The organism is Inquilinus limosus (assembly GCF_002195995.1).
GTDB classification, from domain to species: domain Bacteria; phylum Pseudomonadota; class Alphaproteobacteria; order DSM-16000; family Inquilinaceae; genus Inquilinus; species Inquilinus limosus_C.
Genome location: NZ_NHON01000049.1, coordinates 28,093 through 47,649, shown reverse-complemented (window position 1 = coordinate 47,649; position 19,557 = coordinate 28,093). Strand labels below are relative to the sequence as shown.

Here is a 19,557-nt window from a genome sequence, read left to right as displayed (position 1 = left end):
CCAAGGCCTATGAGGGCCATTCCAAGGACTATGAGTTCGGGCCGGACGCGATGCGCGAGCACTGGCAGAGCGGCCTGGACGACATCCGCCGCACCCTGGCCGACCCGCACCGCCTGGACCGACCCCCGGTCGAGGACGGCGTCGTCACCCATGACATACATCGCGGCAGATAGGCTGCGCGGTTCCCATCACATCCGACAAAGGACGTTCCCATGTTGAAGGGCAAGGTAGCGATCGTCACCGGGTCGACCAGCGGCATCGGGCTTGGCATTGCCAAGGTGCTGACCGGCCAGGGCGCGGACATCGTGCTGAACGGCTTCGGCGACGCCGGCGAGATCGAGTCGATCCGCAGCGGCATCGAGCGCGAGCATGGCGTGCGCGCGGTCTATAACGGCGCCGACATGTCGAAGGGCGACGCGGTGCGCGGGCTGATCGCGTCGACGGTCGAGACGCTCGGCCGGGTCGACATCCTGGTGAACAATGCCGGCATCCAGTTCACCGCGCCGGTGGAGGAGTTCCCGGCCGAGAAGTGGGACGCGATCCTGGCGATCAACCTGTCGGCGGCGTTCCACGGCATCGCGGCGGCGATCCCGGTGATGAAGAGCCAAGGCTGGGGCCGGATCATCAACATCGCCTCGGCCCATGGCCTGGTGGCGTCGACGCACAAGGCGGCCTATGTCGCGGCCAAGCACGGGCTGATCGGGCTGACCAAGGTGGTGGGGCTGGAGAACGCCGGCAACGGCATCACCTGCAACGCGGTGTGCCCGGGCTGGGTGCGGACGCCGCTGGTCGAGAAGCAGATCAGCGCGATCGCGGCCGAGAAGGGGATCAGCCAGGAAGAGGCGTCCCGGCAGCTGCTGGGCGAGAAGCAGCCCTCGATGACCTTCGTGACGCCGGAGCAGCTGGGCGGCACGGTGGCCTTCCTGTGCTCGGACGCGGCCGAGCAGATCACCGGCACCAGCGTGTCGGTCGACGGCGGCTGGACCGCCCAGTAACCAACGGTTCAGCCGGTATCCGAACCACCATGTCCGACGCGAAGTATCTCGTGCTTAAACGTGGTGCGACTGTTGATGAGAGGGTCATGGCCGAATTCCATTCACTAGACGAGGCCGTGATGTATGCGGTCATCCAATACTCCGAGTGGGAACGCGAGCGCTTTGGGGTGATGGTTTGCCGAGATGAAGATGGCAGACGTTCCTACGAGTTCTGAGAACTCCAGCTGTATCGTATTTGTCGCCTGCGTCGCCCCCCGCCATGTCCGCTTCGGGGACCCTTCCGGGGCGGCCATCCAAGGACGCTATCTCAGCGGCAGGAACAGTTCCACGACGACATCCTGGACCGGCACCTCCGGAAGCCAGGAGAGCCGGCGCTGGCAATAGATCGGGAAGTCTCGCGCTTCCTCGCCGCTGGCCGGAAGCCAATCGCGGTAGAGATAGAGCGCAGCGGGCTCCAGATTGTTGGTATTGCCGGGATAGCGCAGCACCGCGCAACGCCCGCCGGGGATCACGCCGGGCTTCATCTGCCCGTCGTCCGCGTCGATCGGCCGGTCGGTCACGACACACAGATCCATGCTGTAGTCGGCCGGGACCGCCGGACACCTCTCGGACCGGAAGACGGTGATGGTCGGGCTGGTCTGGGGCGACAGGCCGGCGGCCTTGCGCCACGCGATGAACCGCTGAATGGTGGCGCCGAGCGTCGCCCGGTCGCCCCGATGCTCCATGATCGCCACCGGCGTGGGCGGCACGTCGCGGATCGTCACGTCGTCAGCGGTAAAGGTGATCTGCATGAGCTTGCTCCTCGCCTTGTCGAGAGGCCCGAAGGCCGCAAGCCACGGCTCCCAGTCGGGAGATCTCCGGAACGACGAAGGCGATTGCCCCAGCCATCGCCGAAAGGCGCGGGCGAAGGCGTCCGGTGCGTCGTAACCGGCGTCCATCGCGATGTCCGTGACGCTCCGGGCGTCCTTCGAGGCCAGCCGGTGCGAGGCACGTCTCATCCGGGTCAACTGGACATAGCGATGCACGGACAGCCCGAAGGTCGCCGTGAACTGCCGGTGGAAGTGATATTTGGAGTAGGCCGCGACGCTGCTCAGCGCGTCCAGGTCCAGGTCGCCGTCGAGATGCCGGTCGATATAGTCCAGCACCCGCTGCATCCGGGCATGATGGTTCTGAAGCGCCGCCTTCATCGTCCCTTCCTTCGTGGCGGTACCAGCTAGCCGCTCAGGGCCGTGACGTGCTCGACCGATCTTGCGATTTTAGACAGAGCAGCCGCGCATCTCGACGACCACTGGCAGACGAGAGGAGAGACGCCCCACATCGACGGCGTCGTGTCCGCAACGCTCCAGAAGCGGCTGCGTCCGGTTTGGAGCAGGAAACCATTCTCGCACTCGCCGGTGCACTGTAGCTTCGGAAGCCACCATAGTTGTCTTGGTCGCGTCGAGAGCTACCATAGCGTTCAGGAAGTCAGCAGGACGGTCGTAAGCCGAGGAATAGCTCTTTCCATCAATCGTGAGAATCGGGTGTTGCGCCTCACCGATTTGAACCTGCGTCGGCCGATCTCTCGAAAACGAGGGCTGCCTCGCGCCATCATGACGAACGCATATGCCGGTCGCGGACAGCACTGCCGCGTGCAGACGAGCGTTGGCGCGAGCAATCTCGGGAACAGTCGCTCCCGATCATAGCGCTATGGCGAAGACATAGTTCTCATCCTCATCCACCATGGGACCGCACACTCCTCCAACGGCCCGTCGCGGACGCGGTCCGCTCTCCGCTCTCCGCATCCCGCTGATCGGCGGGGTCATTGGGGGCCAGGCTCTGCCGGTAGCAATTCTCACCATCCCGTCACCGCGGACCTGCTGACGCTGGAAGGGGCCTGTCGGTCTGGCAAGGTTTCGGTCTGGCTGGGCTCGAGGCCGGCCGGCGTGCATGTTTGCCGGCGGCTTCGAAGGCCGGGGACGCCGCGCTGACGATGCGCGCGGCGCCGCGACACGTCATAGCCCGCGAACCTTTTCCCGTCCCGTTTGCTGAAACTCCGGCCGGAGCGTCTCGAGTATTGCGGGCGCCTGCGCGTCGACAGGGAAAACTGCGCGATCGGCATCGAGCGGCCCTATGCGGAGCTGCGAGGGTCATGCATTGCCTCCGAGGCTGGTCGATATCGGTTGCCTGCAACAGAAGGAGTACCCCGCCCCTCGAAATGGATATGGCAACAGCCGAATTCCTGGCTTCAGTGATTTCGCGGGTCGAGAAGAATATCGCCATCAACATTTTGAAATGGCGACGATAATGGGCCGATCCGCGAGTTTCCAGCTACTGAATCCGCTCGAGCCTCGGACGCGGAACGTCACGGTTGGCGGAAACCGCACCAGCATTCGCCTGGAGCAGCAGTTCTGGCGTGGACTGGAGGAGATCGTGGCGCGAGAGGGCATCTCCGTGAACGCCCTTGTCGGGCGTATCAGCGCTTCGCAGCGAAGCGACGGCAGCCTGTCCAGCGCAGTCCGCGTGTTCATCCAGGCCTACTTTTTCGCATTGGCCCACAACCGCCGCCCGACAGTCCCCAAGGGCTACGCTTGAAGGCAACCGGCTGAGACACGCGATGAGCTGCAGGGCATCCGCGCGTGCCAGGATCCTGGTGGATTGACCGAGGCAGAAAAGGCCATCGGTGTGTGTGCGAGTGGGGGATGCGCACAGGGATTTCCATCGACGTCACCTCGGAGGATCATCGCCGGCTGGAGGCGGTGGTTGCGGACCGCAACGCGCCACAGAAGCATGTCTCTCGCCGATCCCCAGGCCGCCATCAATCGCGTCGCCGAGCACAAAGCGCCGAAGCCCATTCCTCGCGCGCTGATCCGGACACCATCATCGCCGCCAGAACCGCGGGTTCCAAACGTTGGAGTCAATCCACGAGATCTCGGCTCCAACCTATTCGGGCATGGGTTCCCGGCGGTCGAGCCCGGCACGCGGCGAGAGGCGCCATCCCTGAGCGGCTGATTGCTAATGCCCGTGGGCGCGCCTGGATCCTGTCCGGCCCAAGGACCTGGTCGTCGACAGTTCCGACGTCGGATCCTGGCCTGGCACGGCACTTGAGGGGTGTGCCGCGGCATTCCATGGGGCTTCCTTAAGCGGCTGCTCCGAAGGCCATGCAGGCTTCACGACAGGCTGTGGTCGCTGACATTGATGGTTGGAATCACATCCAATCGCTGGCTGCCGGCCGGGATGATGCGACAATTAGACCAGAATCATAAATCATCAAAAGATAATAATCCGATGCGTTTTCTGGCAGAGGAATAAATATATGATGCCTCGCTGCGTCAAGATTTTATTCAACTTCAGACCATAAATAGTTATTCGTCGAAAATTGCATATATGATTAATTCATTTGCAGGAGGGTGATGGACTTAGTTTTTTGGCGGAGCACTGATAAGTGATTCGCAAGGAGAATGATCTCAATGATCATCAATGGAACCACCAGTATCGACGATCTATGGGGCTCGATGGGGGCAGACGTGATCACCGGCCTGGACGGCGGCGATCACGTCTACGGCCAGGCCGGAGACGACAGGATCGATGGTGGCGCCGGTAAGGACTATCTGACTGGCGAGGACGGAAACGACACGATTTTCGGCGGCAGCGAAACCGACCATCTGGTCGGTGCGAACGGCAATGATCATCTGAACGGCGGCGCCGGTCAGGATTACATCGAAGGCGGCGCCGGCGCCGATGTCATGGATGGCGGCGACACCAGCACGCTGAACTATCTCAGCTACCGCAACTCCTCCGCCGGCGTCACCATCGACCTGGCCGCCCATACGGCCAGCGGCGGCGAAGCGACCGGCGACAGCTTCACCAACTTCCAGAACATCGACGGCAGTGCCCACAGCGACACCCTGACCGGAAACAGCGGCACTAACATGCTGTATGGCGGGGCGGGCGACGACACGCTCAGCAGCGGGGCCGACTACGACTATCTTTACGGCCAGGACGGCAATGACGTCATGCGTGGTGGCGCAGGGTCGACCTATGCCGGTGACACCTTCGATGGCGGCAACGGCACCGATGCGGTGACCTATACCGACAGCAATGTCGGCGTGACGGTCAGCCTCGCGACCGGCAAGGGGGCAGGCGGGGACGCCGCGAACGACGTTTACACTTCGGTGGAAAACATCATCGGGTCTGCCGGGCGCGACACCCTCGTCGGCAATGGCGGGGCGAATGTGCTCAACGGCTGGGCTGGCGCCGACGTGCTGACCGGTGGGGGAGGCGCCGACCGGTTCGGTTTCTCGTCGGTCCAGCATACGACCCTTGGCCAGCCCGACACGATCCGCGACTTCAGCCAGGCCCAGGGCGACAAGATCGATCTGTCGACGATCGACGCCAACACGAGTGTGGCAGGCAACCAGGCCTTCACCTTCATCGGGACGGCCCTCTACAGCCACCACGCAGGAGAACTGCGCTATGCCGACCGCGGCGACGGACATTCGACGATCGCCGGGGACGTGAACGGCGACGGCACGTCCGACTTCCATATCGAACTGTATGGCGCGTCGCATCTGTCAGCCTCGGATTTCGTGCTCTGATCCGGGGGAAACCCACCGCTCAACCGTGGCCGGACGGAGAGGTTTTCCTTCGCTGAAAACGTCATCGGGGGCCGGTTGTGTGCCGGCCCCCGATACCAGAAATACCGGAGCGACATCGTGCACTTGAATTCAGATCCCCAAATGATCTGAGCGCCGTCTCAGTGGGACTGCCCACGAGAGGAACATCCGTCGCCCGGACGACCGCCCGACTCGCGATGGCTTCGGATGTCAGGCTCGTCGACAGCGGCATTGTCACGGCCGACGGTGTGACAATCGCAAAGCGGTCGTCTTTCGCCAAGAAGTCCGGTGGCTCTGCGCCGAGGTATCTTCCGTTTTTGCTGAGGTATCTTCCGTTTTTGCTATGGATGCGGCTCCTTTTCGCCAAATCCCCTTGCATTACAGAAGACCGATAATAACCGCTGTGAATTTTGCCGCCATTGGGTCCTTCGGTGAGATGGCATCTGCTCTCTTCATCTGCCTTCTGATCCAGAGAGCTGAATTGGAGGCTGGATAAATACCGCGGAAGGCGGGGGCGCTCGCGCCGACCATGGCGAGAGATACTGAAGTCATCGACGGCTGGTCGCTGGAGTAGCGGGAGAAAGTGGTAGCGCGCTGACCGGCAGATGGGCTCGCCTCCCTCCGAGGATCGGGTCCGGGTGGGCCGCCACCGCCGGAAGTGCATCTAGGTCGAGGCAGGCCACGGTGCCTAGGATCTCACTCGGGAATTGAAGGGGCTGGGCGTCTCCCGCTGATCAGCCTCGCGGCTCCCTCACATGGGACCGAGCAGGCATTGCCATCCGCACGGAAGCGGTCTGCTCGGTCCCATGCCCAATCGATCCCGCCGGCAGGCCGCAATTCAGGCGGGCAGGGAGGTCAGATGAAGTCTCCGGCAGATCGCGATCCGAGACTCGACCGAGAGCCGAGAGGGGCCTGCAGTCCGGCCGCCCGCCAGGCGGTCGCGACGCTGCTCATCCTGGCCGGGTGCGGCTGTCTCGTCGCGGGAGGGTTTGCAAGCCGCCGGGCCGAAGCCGCTCCTCTCGCCGAGATCAGCGGCGGTCCCCGGATGTCCGTCCCAACGGCTTCGTCTTCACGATCCGCGCCCGCCGTCCCGGGTGCCGCCGTTCCGGCCCTGGGGGTGGGAGCGGAATTCCGCCTGCCGGACAAGGCTTCCGCCGAGCTGCGCCGTCTGGCGCGCGACGCCGCCGCCGGACAGGCGGATGCCGAGAACGATCTCGGCACATTCTTCGCGCTCGGCACCGAGGTGCCGCGAAGTTTCGAGCACGCCGCCTACTGGTATCGGCAGGCCGCCGATCAGGGCGTGGCCGGCGCCTCCTACAATCTCGGGGTGCTGCTGGAGCGGGGGCTCGGCGTGCCCCGCGATTCCGAGGCGGCGGTGGCCCGCTTCCGCGACGCCGCAGCGGCCGGACATGGCGGTGCGCTGAATGCCTTGGGCCTCGCTTACCTCAACGGCTCCGGCATCGTGCGCGATCCTGCGGAGGCGCTGGTCTGGTTTCGACGAGCCAGCAGTGCCGGAAATCCACGCGGCGCCTATAATGTGGCCCGACTCTATGAGAACGGCGACCTTGGGGCGCCCGACCTCCGGACCGCCGCCGGCTGGTACGGCGTCGCGGCCGATGCCGGAGACGAGCAGGCAAAGGAGGCGCTGGCGAAGCTGCGGACGCTCGTCAGTGTCAATGCCTCCGCCGCCCCGCGCGTCGGATTTGTCGGCCTCGTCCTGAGATCGAATCTGCTCGCGTTGGGTCAGGCCGGCATGCCCGGTGACGACGCGGACCGGATTCTGGACGGCTTGGCCGCACAGTTGACGGGGGTGGCGCCGCGGAGTCCTGCCCAAGTGGGGATGGCATCCGGGTTGGGCGTGTCTGGAACAAAGCCTGCGGCGATGCCGGAACCGCCGGTCACGGCTGCCGAGATCGCCGAGATCCAGCGGTTGCTGGCCCAGATGAATCTCGACGTTGGTCGGATCGACGGCCGGATGGGGCGCAGGACCAGATCCGCCATCGCCGCCTTCCAACGGGGCCACGACCTGCCGGTGACGCGCCGGCCCTCGGCGGCGCTGCTGGGGGCTCTTCGCACCGCCACGCTCGTCGCCCAGAGCGAGTGACTGGATCGAGCCCGCCGACAGCCTTGACGAGGGTCGCCGCGCTGATCGACCGCCGACACCTCGTCCCGGGGGCTCTCACTCGTCGACCGACGTGCCCCACCAGCGGGCGCGGGTCTTCTGGTAGTCCGGCTCCGGATCGTAGACCTTGACCGGCAGGCCCATGTCCTGTGCGGTCAGGGTGCCGACGGCGTTGCGCAGCTGGTAGCCGGCGACCACCTCGTTGCGTCGAGCCTGCACCAGATTGAGCTGGGCGTTCAGCAGGTTCTGCTGCTCCTGCAGCACGTCGAGCACGGTGCGCGACCCGACCTGGGCCTCCTGCTGCAGGCCTTCCACCGCCAGCTGCTCGGCCTTGACCGCGGCCTGGAACGACTTGATCGCGGCCCGCGCCGTCACCAGCGCCTGCCAGGATTGCACGGCGCCCTGGATCGCCTGGCGCCGCTGCGATTCGATCTGGATCCGCCGCTGGCCATGGGTGTAGCGCGCCTGGCGCACCAGCGATTCCTGGTTGCCCTGCGAATACAGCGGGATCGTCAGCTGGGCCACGATCGCCGCGGAGTCGACGCGACTCTGCGCCCCTCCGCTCGATGACGGATGAGAGATGGTCGAGTACTGCCGCTGCAGCCGCGCCTGCACGTCGATCGACGGCAGCAGCGCACCGAATTGCAGGTCGATGTTGTCGGCCGCGGCGCGCTCGGTGAACACCGCCGCGACGATGCCCGGATAGTTCGCCTGGGCCTTCTGGATCGCATCCTGCATCGAGGATGGCAGGCCGACCGGAACCGCCGGCGTCTCCAGCGTTCCCGGCGGCTGGCCGATGAAGCGCTCGAAGGTGGCGCGGCTGGTGCGTAGGGTGCCTTCGGCCTCGATCCGGCCGGCGACGGCGCTGGCCAGGCTGGCCTCGGCCTGGCTGAGGTCGGTGCGGGTCACCTCGCCGACATTGAGCCGGTCCTGGGTCGCCTGGAGCTGCCGGCGCAGCACCGTCTCGTTGTTGCGCTGCACGTCGAGCGCCGACTGGGCCTGGACCACGTCGGCATAGGCGGTGGCGGCATCCAGCAGCACCGTCTGCTCGGTGGTCTGGACGACCGCGCGGGTCGCCATCACCGTGTTTTCGGCCTGGTTCACCGACGCCTGGGTCCGGCCGCCATTGTAGATGTTCTGGGTGACCGTGATGCCGAGCGTCGCCGGGTTGACCTCGTGCCAGTACCCCTCCCGGCCGCCGGAATTTAGGGGATCGCCTCTCTTCCCGCTGGGTTGCAACTGGGAGATCAGACCGGTGGCGTGGACGGCATCCGAGGTCGTGTTGGTGAACTGGCTCTCGATGCTGGCGCTAGCGGTGATCTGCGGCCGGTAGCCGGACAGGGCCTGGGCGACGCCTTCATTGACCGCCTTCAGATTGGCGATATCGGCGGCGAGGTCGGGGTTGGTGGCATAGGCCGACGCCAGCGCCTCGGTCATTGATTGTGCCGAAGCCGGGGCAGTGCCCAGCATCAGCGCGGCGGACAACACCGCGGTGGAAAGTCCGAATCGTCCATATCGTGTCATCGTCAATACACCGCGGTCATGAGTTCATTCTGCCCATGGGGTGTCGATTCCAGAGCGATCAGAAGAGAATACAAACAGCTCATGGACGAGTATTTCCGGGACGAAATGGTTCTCTGTTCCCGGCGTGTCTGCAAGTCATCCAAAAGGGATAGAAGGTGCCGCCGTCCTGTCGACTCAACCCGTGGGTCCTGAGCGATCCGGCGGCCTTCGGCTGCAGGTTTGATCGATGGCTGAGAGCCCGGCAGCCAGCTGCTCCCGGCTATGACAGGAGGCAGGACGGCGCCGGGATCCCGGCGCCGTCGTCGTGCCCAAGAGCCTACAGAACGAAGTCGCTTGCGCTCAGCGACGGCACGGCCACGCCGATCTCGAAATCGGCATGCCCGTCCCCGTTGATGTCGCCGCTGACGATCCCGCCGGCGAAGCGCAGCTCCCCGGCATGGCCGCTGAAGGCGGCGGTGCCGATGAAGCTGAAGGCCTGGTTGCCGGACACGCCGGCGGCGGCGTCGATGTAGGACAGGTCGATCTTGTCCTGCCCGGCGGTGAAATCGGTGATCACGTCGCGATTGGCGCCGACCGCGGAATCGCCCGGGGTGATGAAACGGTAGGTATCCGCGCCGTCCCCGCCGGTGAGGACATCCTTGCCGGCGCCGCCGTCCAGGAGATCCTTCCCCAGGCCGCCGCTGAGGATGTCGTCGCCGCCGAGCCCGGCCAGGCCGTTGTTCCCGTCGTTGCCGACGAGGCGGTTGGCGCCGGCATTGCCGATGGCGCTGAGGGCCCACAGCCCATAGAGTTGCACGTTCTCGACGTTCTGCACCGTGCTGTCGAGGGTCGTCGAGTAGCAGGTCACGACCCAATCGTTGCCCTCGCCTGCCTTCTCGTTCACCACGTCGCCGCGGTCGTCGATGTAGTAGATATCGTCGCCCACGCCGCCCGTCATGACGTCGGCGCCGCTGTTGCCGACCAGCGTATCGTTGCCGTCGCCCCCGGTGAGGGTGTCGTTCCCGGTTCCGCCGCGGACGAGATCGTTGCCGGCGCCACCGCTCAGGCAATCCGTTCCGGCGCCGCCGTCAAGGGTGTCGTTATCGGCGCCGCCATCGATCTCGTCGATGCCATCGCCGCCGAGGATGGTGTCGCGGCCGCCATCGCCGAACAGCCTGTCATCGCCGAGGCTGCCGGAGATCGCATCATCGCCCGCGTCGCCGTGGATCTTGTCGTTGCCGGCGCCGCCATCAATCGTGTCCTTGCCGTCTCCGCCCTCGAGGATGTCCTGGTCGAGGCCACCGCCGAGGACGTCGTCGCCGGCGCCGCCCAGGATCAGGTCATCGCCTTCGTAGCCGCTCAGCAGATCGGTGCCCGCGCCGCCGTCCAGCCTATCGTTGCCGGCATTGCCGACGATGATGTCCAGCCCGTCGCCGCCGGTGATGATGTCGTCGCCGAAACCGCCATAGATCGTGTCGTCGTCATTGCCGCCGTCGATCACGTCACGGCCATCGCCGCCGTCGATAAGGTCGTCGCCGTTCTCGCCAAACAGGTGGTCATCGCCTGCATTGCCGTTGAGCCGGTCGGCATCGTCGCCGCCCCGGAGCCGATCGGCGCCATCACCGCCGTTCAGGAGGTCGAACCCGGTGCCACCCCAGAGGATGTCGTCGCCGGCGTCGCCGTAGAGGATGTCGTTTCCGTTGTCGCCGTTCAGGGCATCGGCGTCATCGCCGCCCCAGATGCGATCATCGCCAGCCCCGCCGTCGAGCGTGTCCGCGCCCATACCGCCAGACAGTGAGTCGTTGCCATCATCGCCATCCATCCGGTCACCGCCGCCGCCCCCGTCCAGGGTGTCGTTGCCGGCGCCCCCATTCAGGGTATCGATGTCGTCGCCACCGTATAGCGTGTCGTTGCCGGCGCCGCCGTCGAGATTGTCCAGGCCAGAACCACCGGACAGCATGTCATCGCCCTGGTTGCCATAGACAAAATCATCGCCGTCATTGCCAGATAATATGTCGTTTCCGTCAAGGCCGGAGACGTGGTCGTTCCCGGCCAATGCGTCAATAGTATCGGACCCGATCGATCCCGTGATCACGTCGTCGCCTGATGTAGGGAAGGTTGCCATCGTTTCCTCATAGAATGAAAAAAGGGCGGCGCCGTTGGCCAAGAAACGGAGGCCGGTGCACCGGTACTAAAGAGCTCGGCTCCGATTGGGATTTTGTTCCGAGATCGGAGAAATTTTTTGCAATTTTGTCCAAAAATGCAGAAAATGATCCATCTATCATTTAGGATGTGAAGTGGTGCTCGAAAATCGGATAAGGATCAGCCGGATAGACAGAAAGAATAAAGAAAATCCTGAAAATACGTGCTGTAGCAGGCGTTGGTAGAAGTGTGGGATTGAACGGACCGTGCATCGAATGGATGGAATTGGTCGAAAGCTTTAAGTCGGGATAGCCGTTTGACGGCGGTCGCCTCACGCCGTTGTCCGGTTGTGGGCGGGGAAGGCGCCGGACCTGCCGGGATATGTTCTTTGCTGCCGGTATCAGGGCTGTCTCTGCCGTCGCCTTGATGTCGATCTTCGCTCTGGTGTTGATTCGACCAAAGCAGAAAGCGCGATATCCCGTCGACTATATCTACAAAAGAGGTACTCATGCTTAGAAATTTTCTCTCTTATCATGAGAGAAGCAGATAGATATTCGCTGTATCTGGTTATAGGCGGCGCCGGGGAGACGATGCTCGCGAGACCGGATCCGGGAATTTCTTATCGGAATTCGAGTGGCCGCGCGGAGCCGGCTGGTTCGGCGCCTCATCTGGGCGGATCCAAGGTGAAACACGCTCTCCTGATCTATGGCGCTGTGCTCACGATCTTTCCGGCGTCATCCACGATCCTATACCGGCTCTCGACCGAGTCATCGGATCCGCGGCAGGCCGAACCGTCCGCGGCGACGCCGTTGCCCGGCAGCGGTGGCCGCATGGCCTCGCTGGAGCTTCCGCCGCCTTCGGCCGCGGGCGGGCACGAGGCCGGGCAGGGCGTGGAGGTGGGCGCGGCGAACGAGACCCTCCTGCGGTTCGACGCAATCCGGATCAATTCGAGCGGATACCAGGTGATCGCCGGGCGGGGGCCTGCCGGGGCCCGGATCACCCTGTTCGATGGCGCAGAGGCGATCGGGTCGGTCGATGCCGATCTCAATGGCGACTGGGTCTTCGTCTCGGAGGCGCCGATCGCGCCCGGCGACCATCAGCTTTCGCTCAGTGCGACGCGCGACGGTCGCACGACGACGTCCACCGATATCGCGCTGGTCATCGTCCCTTCACGCGACGGCACCATCGACGGCATGGCGGCGGGACCGGGCCAGGGCGACGGCAAGCCGCTCGTCTTCGTGGTTCCGAAGGCCGGCGGCGCCTCCACCATCCTGCAGGCTCCGGATGAGGCCGCCGCGGCACTGCCCGGCCTGTCCATCGATGTCATCGATTACGGCGAAGACGGCGCGGTCATCATCAGCGGTCACGGCGCCGCTGCCGCCCTGGTCCGGCTGTATCTCGACGACCATCCGATCGGCGAAGGCTGGATCGACGCGGCGGGCGCGTTCCGGATCTCGCCGGACTGGCCGATCGCCCCGGGCACATATCGCCTGCGGGCCGACCAGCTGAATGCCGACGGCCGGGTGACCGACCGCACCGAGACGCCGTTCCAGCGCGCGGCCCCCGCCGACCTCGTCCTGGCCCGGGGCAAGGTCGTCGTCCAGCCGGGCAACAGCCTGTGGCGGATCGCGCACAGCGCGTATGGGCGGGGCATCCACTACACCATCATCTACATGGCCAACCGCGTCCAGATCCGCGATCCGGACCTGATCTATCCGGGCCAGATCCTCACCGTTCCCACATCCCAGACGTCAGCGGCAACCGGCAGCAGATGGTGAACGGCCTCCGCCGCCGCGACGGATCGCCGGGATCCGCGGGCAAGGGACGTGGCATACCGCACCGACAGGCGATGAAGATCCTGGCCCTGGTCCTTGCCGTCCTGCTGGTCGCGGTCGCGCTCGAATCCCAGCTTCCGCAGCGCGTCATGGCACGGTTCCTGCCCGATGTCGCCTTCATCCAGCCCCGGCACCGCGTGGATCCGTTGCCCGTGGAACTGTCGCGGCTGTACCCCACGGCCCATGCCGACATCGTGATGCTGGGCGACAGCATCACCGCCGCGCCGCAGTGGAACGAGCTGCTGCCCGGCCGCGATGTCGTCAACCGGGGAGCATCCGGCGACACGGTGGGCGAGATCCTGGGGCGGATCGATACCGTCATCCGGCTGCGGCCGCGTCTCGTCTTCGTGATGGTCGGGATCAACGACCTCGGATACGGCACGCCGCCGGCCGCGCTGCTGCAGCCCTTCCGGACCCTGATCGAAGGGCTGCGGAAGACGGGGGCAGGGGTCGTCGTCCAGTCCGTCCTCTACGTCACGGATGACCCGGCCTGGCCCGACATCCGGCGACATTGGGACTTTCGCCGCAACGATCAGATCCGCGTCCTGAACGAGGGCTTGAGGGCGCTCGCCACCGAGACCGGCAGCGGCTATCTCGATCTCAATGCCGGGCTCGCCCCGGACGGGTCGCTGCCGGCCGAGCTGACCTCGGACGGCCTGCACCTCAGCGCCGCGGCGTATATCCGCTGGGCGGCAATGGTGGAGGCGTATCTGCGGGGTGCCGGGGTCCGCATGGAGACCACCGGCGGCTGACGCGCGGGTCTCGTGCGGCAGACACTTCGGAACGAGGACTCTGCACGACGGGATGCCTGCAACCGGCCAGCCCTCATCCATTCCGTGGATCCTGTCATCCGTCCGGCCGTGTGACGTGGTCGGCGTTGCGGCCGAAAGAGGTGCGCCAATCCGGGAATTCGATGAGGCCTTCGGACAATCGTGGAGGGAGGGCACTCCATCCGGCGGTGGCGAACGCGAACGATTGCCGCGAAGTCCCCTCCGATCGGACCTCTCGGAAGGCAGTCACCCGATGACATAGCCTCTCACTCAGGCCGTCGAGCCGGCATGAGGCCTGTTCGACGACAGTGCCTGTCCATCGCCGTCAAGCCGAGGGAGCATCGGATGCGAGTTCTGGTCACGGGTCACCGGGGGTATATCGGCACGGTGATGGTCCCGATGCTGCAGCAGGCAGGTCACAGCGTGACCGGATGCGACAGCGATCTTTATGAGCGGTGCACCTACGAGGCCGGGGGCGACATCGCGGACGTCCCGAACATCCGCAAGGACATCCGGGACATCGTGCCGCGCGACCTCGATGGCTTCGAGGCCGTGATCCATCTGGCCGCCCTCTCGAACGATCCGCTGGGCGACCTCAATCCCGATATCACCTACAGCATCAATCATCTCGGCAGCGTGCATGTCGCCCAGGCGGCGAAGACGGCGGGCGTCGGCCGCTTCCTGTTCGCCTCGTCGTGCAGCAACTACGGCCTGGCCGGCGACGAGATGGTGGACGAAAGCGCGGCGCTCAACCCGGTGACAGCCTATGGGCGGTCGAAGGTGTGGGCGGAGCGCGACATCTCCCGGCTGGCCGACGACAGCTTCTGTCCGGTCTATTTCCGTCCGGCCACGGCCTATGGGCTCTCGCCTCGCGTACGCTTCGATATCGTCCTCAACAACCTCGTCGCCTGGGCCGTGACCAAGGGGCTGATCTATCTGAAGTCCGACGGCACGCCCTGGCGGCCGATCGTCCACATCCAGGACATCTCGCGCGCCTTCCTGGCCGGCCTGCGCGCTCCGACCAGCGCGGTGTTCAACCAGGCGTTCAATGTCGGCCGCACCGAGCACAACTACCGCATCCGGGAGATCGCCGAGATCGTGGCGGAGGTCGTCCCCGGCTGCCGCTTGGAGATCGCGCCGGACGCCGGGCCCGACAAGCGGTCCTACCGGGTGAGCTTCGAGAAGATCGCCCGAATCCTGCCGGAGTTCCAGCCGCAATGGGACGTGCACCGGGGAGCCGAGCAGCTCTATGCCGCCTATCGGTGCTCGCGCCTGACGCTGGAGGAGTTCGAAGGTCCCCGCTACCAGCGGATCAGCCATATCCGCAAGCTGATGGCGGACAAGGTCCTCGGTGACGATCTCCGCCACACCGCGCGGCGGGCCGCCGAGAGACCCTCGGCCTGCGCCGCCGAATGATCTGGCCGAGTGGGGGCGGGCCGCATCTCCCCGGCCCCCCTCGGGAATATTCGAGGTATCGATGTCGGAATGAATGGATGGTTTTGGACATCTGATATTTTGTCAGAAAGATAAAGATCATGCCAGATCATTGTTATTTTGTTATCTGACAATAAATCAAGAGAATCTCGCAATGGAAGGAGGTGTGGGTTGCGGCTTCAGTCCATGGGCGAAAGCGAGGGATTGCTATGATCAAGAGCAGGCGCCGGGTCTCGATCGGCCTCCCGGTCTACAACGGCGAGAATTACCTGGCCGAGGCTGTCGATTCGGTCCTGGCGCAGACCTTCGCGGATTTCGAGCTGATCATCTGCGACAACGGGTCGACGGACCGGACCGAGGAGATCTGCCGCCGCTATGCCGCCGCGGATCCGCGGGTCCGATACCACCGCAATCCCAAGAATCTGGGGGCGAGCGCCAATTTCGTCCGCACCTTCGAGCTGGCCACGGGAGAGTACTTCCGATGGCTCGCCCATGACGACCTGCTGGCGCCGGAATGCCTCGAGCGCTGCGTGGCCGCGCTGGATCGGCAGCCGGACGCGATCCTGGCCCAGCCCCTGGTCGGCCTCATCGATGCGAAGGGCGCGGTCAAGCTCATCGGCGATGACGGCCTCCAGCCGGCCGCCTCACCGCGGGTGTCCGAGCGCTTCGCGGCGCTGGTCCGGCATCCCCGCTATTGCTGGGAGGTCTTCGCGCTCGTCCGGCGCGACGTCATGGCCAAGACGGGCCTGCTGGCCCCGTTCTCCTGCTCGGACGTCGTCCTCTGCATCGAGCTGGGGCTGCTGGGGCGCTTCGCCCTGGTGCCCGAGCCGCTGTTCCTGAATCGGGACCATCCCGATCGCTTCAGCCACGCCGTCCTGATCGACCGGGCCGCGTCCTGGCGGTGGTGGAACAACAATGACCGCGCCCGTCTGCTGGATCTCTGCCCCACCTGGCAGGTTCAGCTGCACTCCCTGCGGGCAATCCGCAAGCATGTCTCCAGCCGGACGGAGCGCCGGGGGCTGTATCTCGGGCTGCTGCGCCATGTCCTCACGCGGTACACGCTGTCCCGGCTGATGATCGAGCCGCTGACCGCGGCGGATCCTCGGATCCAGACCCTGGGGCGGCGGGTCAAGCGCTGGCTGCGGGGCCGCAAGGCGCCCGAATTCGGCACAGCGCGGATCCGGCCCGGCTCCGGGGTGCCGAAATGAGAGGCGCCATCCGGGCCGGCGACACGGGCGCCCGGCTCGAAGGAACCGGCCATGACCATTGAGTCCGCTTGCCCCGCCTGCGGCGACAAGGTCGGCGCCTCGTTCTATGACCTGCCCGCGATCCCGACCAACAGCTGCCTGCTGATCAACGACCGGGAGGCGGCCCTGGCCTTCCCGGTCGCCCCGCTGCGGCTGTGCCTCTGCCCGGGCTGCGGCTTCATCTTCAACGCCGCCTGGGAGGCGTCGCGGACGGTTTACTCGGAATCCTATGAAGAGACCCAGGGCTTCTCCCCGACCTTCAACGCCTTCCACGAACGTCTCGCCCGCGACCTGATCGCCCGGCACGACCTTCACGGCAAGCGCGTGATCGAGATCGGCTGCGGCAAGGGCGAGTTTCTCGCTCTGCTGTGCCGGCTCGGGGATAATGAAGGAATCGGCTACGACCCCACCTTCGTGCCGGGCCGCCTCGGCGATGCCACGGCCGGGCGCGCCCGGTTCCTCCGCGAGCTCTTCGACGAGACGACCGGGCCCGTCGCCTGCGACTTCCTGTGCTGCAAGATGACGCTCGAGCACATCCCGGATGTCGGCCGCTTCGTCGGCATGGTCCGCCGTGCCCTCGACGGGCAGGAGGGCACCTGCGTCTTCTTCCAGGTGCCTAACGCCAAGCTGGTCCTGCAGGACGAGGCGTTCTGGGACGTCTACTACGAGCACTGCTCCTACTTCACGGCGCACAGCCTGTCGGGCCTCTTCCGGCGCTGCGGCTTCGCCGTGGACCGCGTCTGGACCGACTATGACGGCCAGTACCTGATGATCGAAGCCCGGCCGGCGAGCGCGCCAGTGCCGGTCCCGGCCGGCCAGGCGGCGGTGGCGGAGACCCGGCAATGGGCCGAGGCGTTCCGGCAGGGCGTCGGGGCCACGATCGCAACCTGGCGCGAGCAACTGACGGAGGCGGCTGCGTCGGGCCGGCGGACGGTGCTCTGGGGGTCGGGCTCGAAGGCCGTCGCTTTCCTGACCACGGTGGGCCTCAACGGCGAGGTGGCCTCGGTCGTGGACATCAACCCGTTCCGCCACGGCCGCTACCTGCCGGCCACGGGCCACGAGATCATATCGCCCGACGAGTTGTCCACGACGCCGCCCGACCTGGTGGTGGTCATGAACTCCGTCTACCGCGACGAGATCCGGAAGATGCTGCAGGCCCAGGGGTGTGCCCCTGAGCTGCAGTGCCTGTAGCCATGCCCGGCTATCCCTTTGATCGCCGCCGGCGCATCGCCGGGCCGTCCGCCCTCTCATCCCGCGCGGCCGGGATCTTGCCGTCGCCACCCGGAGAACGCCCGTGATCGGCCGGAAGATCGCCTTCGCCGTTTCGGCCTCGTGGCTCAGCCAGGTGATCCGGATCGGGCTCAATCTCCTGATCCTGCCGATCATGTTCCATGCGATGAACGCCGAGGAGCTCGGCCTCTGGCTGGTTCTCGGCCAGAGCACGATCTTCCTCAGCATCCTCATGGAGGCCGGCCTCACCCCCACCATCACCCGGCGGATCGCCTTCGTGGCGGGCCGAAGCCTGTCCGGACCCGACCGGCCTCTGGACGGGGAGTCGCGGCGCGACCTCGCGGACATGCTGGCATCCGGGCGCATCGCCTACCGCTTCGTGTCCATCGGCGTGTTTGTCGTCACCTTCGCGCTGGGCAGCCTGTATCTCTGGAATCTGGAGCTGCGGCAGGTCTCGCCGACCACGGCGTGGATCGCCTGGATCCTTCTGTGCCTCGGCTACGCCACCATGGCCTGGTCCGGCCTGTGGACGGCGCTGGCCACTGGCCTGGGCTACGTCGCCGCCGGCACCATCGCCTCCACCGCGGTCGGGATCGCGACCCTGCTGGCGCAGATGGTGGTGGTGCTGGCCGGCGGCGGCCTGCTCTGGCTCGCGATCGTCTCGGCGATCGGCGGCGTCGCCGTCCGCCTGTCGCTGCGCCTCTATGTCCAGCGCCGGCAGCCGCACCTGTTCTCGGTGCCCGGCCGCTGGGACGGGGCGTTGATGCGCGGCATGATGGCGCCGGCGATCCGGTCATGGTTGACGGCTGTCGGCTTCGCCGTGCTGTTCAAGACGGACCAGTACTTCATCGCGCTCTATGTCGACACGGCGCAGGTGCCGGCCTACTACGCCGTCTACACGCTGCTGCACAACCTCGCGATCCTGGCCCTGGCCCTGGGCCAGACGTCCAGCGTCTATGTCAGCCAGCTCTGGCACAGCGGCACGATGGAGGAGATCCACGAGATCGTGCTGCGCAGCCTCCGGATCACCCTGATCCTGATGGTTTCGGGCGTGGCGACGCTTCTGGTCGTGGGCCGGGACCTCATCGGCGTCTGGATCGGCCCCGACCACTTCGCGGGCTTCCCGGTGCTGACCGCCCTGGGCGTCATGTTCGTGCTGTGCGTCCAGCAGAACGCGGTCCTCACCTTCGCCCGGGCGACCGAGAACGAGGTTTACGCCGTTCCCTTCCTGCTGGCGGGCGGGCTGGCCCTCCTCCTGTCCTGGGGACTGGTGCCGCATCTGGGACTGCTCGGCGCCGCCCTGGCCACGCTGCTGGCCCAGCTGCTGACGACCAACTGGATCGTCCTGCGCGACGGCTTGCGGCGGCTGCAGGTATCGATGGCGACCTATGGCCGGACCTGCCTCCTACCGCTGCTGCCGATCTCCCTGGCGACCTATCTCGCCACGATGGCGGTGGCGGGCGGATCGCTGCTGCCGAGCGCCTTCGACCGGCTGCTGGCCGGTGCTGCCGTCGGAGGGGGCGTGTGCCTGGCCAGCCTGTGGCTGTTCGGCCTGAGCCCGGCCAACCGGTCCCAGGTCGCCGGCGCCCTGCGCGCCGCCCTGCGCCGGCGCCGGTATGCCGGCCGGAGCCAGGTGGAGCCGCCGCCGATCCCTCCCGGATAATCGGGTCCAGGTGGCTTCTCCGCC

The 19,557-nt window shown here is 65.9% G+C and carries 15 protein-coding genes; 12 read left to right on the top strand and 3 right to left on the bottom strand.

Features of this window, described 5'->3' with window-relative positions; translation table 11 throughout:
• From BWR60_RS22890 to BWR60_RS36475, 3 genes are all read left to right on the top strand, one after another.
• On the top strand, positions 1 to 173 hold a 173-nt coding region (locus tag BWR60_RS22890), incomplete at its 5' end, for a DUF3734 domain-containing protein (protein WP_179221908.1).
• 39 nt (positions 174 to 212) lie between these two features.
• Positions 213 to 995: a 3-hydroxybutyrate dehydrogenase gene (locus BWR60_RS22885; RefSeq protein ID WP_088153343.1), complete on the top strand. Its 783-nt coding sequence runs from the start codon at positions 213 to 215 to the stop codon at positions 993 to 995.
• A gap of 29 nt (positions 996 to 1,024) precedes the next feature.
• Positions 1,025 to 1,210 carry a hypothetical protein gene (locus BWR60_RS36475; protein ID WP_144445714.1) on the top strand — a complete coding sequence of 62 codons (186 nt, stop codon included), beginning with the start codon at positions 1,025 to 1,027 and terminating at the stop codon, positions 1,208 to 1,210.
• A gap of 87 nt (positions 1,211 to 1,297) precedes the next feature.
• Here BWR60_RS36475 and BWR60_RS22880 read toward each other — a convergent pair whose 3' ends face one another.
• Positions 1,298 to 2,182: an AraC family transcriptional regulator gene (locus BWR60_RS22880; RefSeq protein WP_088153342.1), complete on the bottom strand. Its 885-nt coding sequence runs from the start codon at positions 2,180 to 2,182 to the stop codon at positions 1,298 to 1,300.
• A 922-nt stretch (positions 2,183 to 3,104) separates the two neighbouring features.
• On the opposite strand from BWR60_RS22880, the gene BWR60_RS37760 reads away from it, so the two are divergent.
• The 3 genes from BWR60_RS37760 (at position 3,105) to BWR60_RS22865 (ending at position 7,691) form a co-directional block, all read left to right on the top strand.
• Positions 3,105 to 3,566 (top strand): ribbon-helix-helix domain-containing protein, encoded by a 462-nt coding sequence (locus tag BWR60_RS37760; RefSeq protein WP_218823631.1) that lies wholly within the window; start codon positions 3,105 to 3,107, stop codon positions 3,564 to 3,566.
• Positions 3,567 to 4,441: 875 nt separating this feature from the next.
• Complete coding sequence (locus BWR60_RS22870; RefSeq protein ID WP_088153341.1) at positions 4,442 to 5,569, top strand: calcium-binding protein; 1,128 nt, start codon at positions 4,442 to 4,444, stop codon at positions 5,567 to 5,569.
• Positions 5,570 to 6,446: 877 nt separating this feature from the next.
• Positions 6,447 to 7,691: an SEL1-like repeat protein gene (locus tag BWR60_RS22865; RefSeq protein ID WP_088153340.1), complete on the top strand. Its 1,245-nt coding sequence runs from the start codon at positions 6,447 to 6,449 to the stop codon at positions 7,689 to 7,691.
• 75 nt (positions 7,692 to 7,766) lie between these two features.
• On the opposite strand, the gene BWR60_RS22860 is transcribed toward BWR60_RS22865, so the two are convergent.
• Together BWR60_RS22860 and BWR60_RS22855 are read right to left on the bottom strand one after the other, a co-directional pair.
• The gene (locus BWR60_RS22860; RefSeq protein ID WP_179221907.1) at positions 7,767 to 9,146 is read right to left on the bottom strand and encodes a TolC family outer membrane protein; all 1,380 of its coding nucleotides are present in this window, start codon (positions 9,144 to 9,146) and stop codon (positions 7,767 to 7,769) included.
• Positions 9,147 to 9,549: 403 nt separating this feature from the next.
• Complete coding sequence (locus tag BWR60_RS22855; RefSeq protein WP_144445711.1) at positions 9,550 to 11,337, bottom strand: calcium-binding protein; 1,788 nt, start codon at positions 11,335 to 11,337, stop codon at positions 9,550 to 9,552.
• Between the two features lie 700 nt (positions 11,338 to 12,037).
• On the opposite strand from BWR60_RS22855, the gene BWR60_RS22850 reads away from it, so the two are divergent.
• The 6 genes from BWR60_RS22850 (at position 12,038) to BWR60_RS22825 (ending at position 19,533) form a co-directional block, all read left to right on the top strand.
• Positions 12,038 to 13,132: a LysM peptidoglycan-binding domain-containing protein gene (locus tag BWR60_RS22850; RefSeq protein ID WP_179221906.1), complete on the top strand. Its 1,095-nt coding sequence runs from the start codon at positions 12,038 to 12,040 to the stop codon at positions 13,130 to 13,132.
• A 71-nt stretch (positions 13,133 to 13,203) separates the two neighbouring features.
• The gene (locus BWR60_RS22845) at positions 13,204 to 13,941 is read left to right on the top strand and encodes a GDSL-type esterase/lipase family protein (protein ID WP_179221905.1); all 738 of its coding nucleotides are present in this window, start codon (positions 13,204 to 13,206) and stop codon (positions 13,939 to 13,941) included.
• A 363-nt stretch (positions 13,942 to 14,304) separates the two neighbouring features.
• Positions 14,305 to 15,375, top strand: coding sequence for an NAD-dependent epimerase/dehydratase family protein (locus tag BWR60_RS22840; protein ID WP_088153335.1), 1,071 nt, complete (start codon positions 14,305 to 14,307; stop codon positions 15,373 to 15,375).
• A gap of 227 nt (positions 15,376 to 15,602) precedes the next feature.
• Complete coding sequence (locus tag BWR60_RS22835) at positions 15,603 to 16,601, top strand: glycosyltransferase family 2 protein (RefSeq protein WP_088153334.1); 999 nt, start codon at positions 15,603 to 15,605, stop codon at positions 16,599 to 16,601.
• A gap of 51 nt (positions 16,602 to 16,652) precedes the next feature.
• The gene (locus BWR60_RS22830) at positions 16,653 to 17,831 is read left to right on the top strand and encodes a class I SAM-dependent methyltransferase (protein WP_088153333.1); all 1,179 of its coding nucleotides are present in this window, start codon (positions 16,653 to 16,655) and stop codon (positions 17,829 to 17,831) included.
• A gap of 103 nt (positions 17,832 to 17,934) precedes the next feature.
• Entirely contained in the window at positions 17,935 to 19,533 is a 1,599-nt protein-coding gene (locus BWR60_RS22825; protein ID WP_088153332.1) for a lipopolysaccharide biosynthesis protein, read from the top strand.
• Positions 19,534 to 19,557 lie beyond the last annotated feature (24 nt).

Excerpts from the sequence above, each read along its gene's own strand:
- BWR60_RS22885 (WP_088153343.1), top strand. The coding sequence starts at position 213 with ATGTTGAAGGGCAAGGTAGCGATCGTCACCGGGTCGACCAGCGGCATC.
- BWR60_RS36475 (WP_144445714.1), top strand. The coding sequence starts at position 1,025 with ATGTCCGACGCGAAGTATCTCGTGCTTAAACGTGGTGCGACTGTTGAT.
- BWR60_RS22880 (WP_088153342.1), bottom strand. The coding sequence starts at position 2,182 with ATGAAGGCGGCGCTTCAGAACCATCATGCCCGGATGCAGCGGGTGCTG.
- BWR60_RS37760 (WP_218823631.1), top strand. The coding sequence starts at position 3,105 with ATGCGGAGCTGCGAGGGTCATGCATTGCCTCCGAGGCTGGTCGATATC.
- BWR60_RS22870 (WP_088153341.1), top strand. The coding sequence starts at position 4,442 with ATGATCATCAATGGAACCACCAGTATCGACGATCTATGGGGCTCGATG.
- BWR60_RS22865 (WP_088153340.1), top strand. The coding sequence starts at position 6,447 with ATGAAGTCTCCGGCAGATCGCGATCCGAGACTCGACCGAGAGCCGAGA.
- BWR60_RS22860 (WP_179221907.1), bottom strand. The coding sequence starts at position 9,146 with ATGACCGAGGCGCTGGCGTCGGCCTATGCCACCAACCCCGACCTCGCC.
- BWR60_RS22855 (WP_144445711.1), bottom strand. The coding sequence starts at position 11,337 with ATGGCAACCTTCCCTACATCAGGCGACGACGTGATCACGGGATCGATC.
- BWR60_RS22845 (WP_179221905.1), top strand. The coding sequence starts at position 13,204 with ATGAAGATCCTGGCCCTGGTCCTTGCCGTCCTGCTGGTCGCGGTCGCG.
- BWR60_RS22840 (WP_088153335.1), top strand. The coding sequence starts at position 14,305 with ATGCGAGTTCTGGTCACGGGTCACCGGGGGTATATCGGCACGGTGATG.
- BWR60_RS22835 (WP_088153334.1), top strand. The coding sequence starts at position 15,603 with ATGATCAAGAGCAGGCGCCGGGTCTCGATCGGCCTCCCGGTCTACAAC.
- BWR60_RS22830 (WP_088153333.1), top strand. The coding sequence starts at position 16,653 with ATGACCATTGAGTCCGCTTGCCCCGCCTGCGGCGACAAGGTCGGCGCC.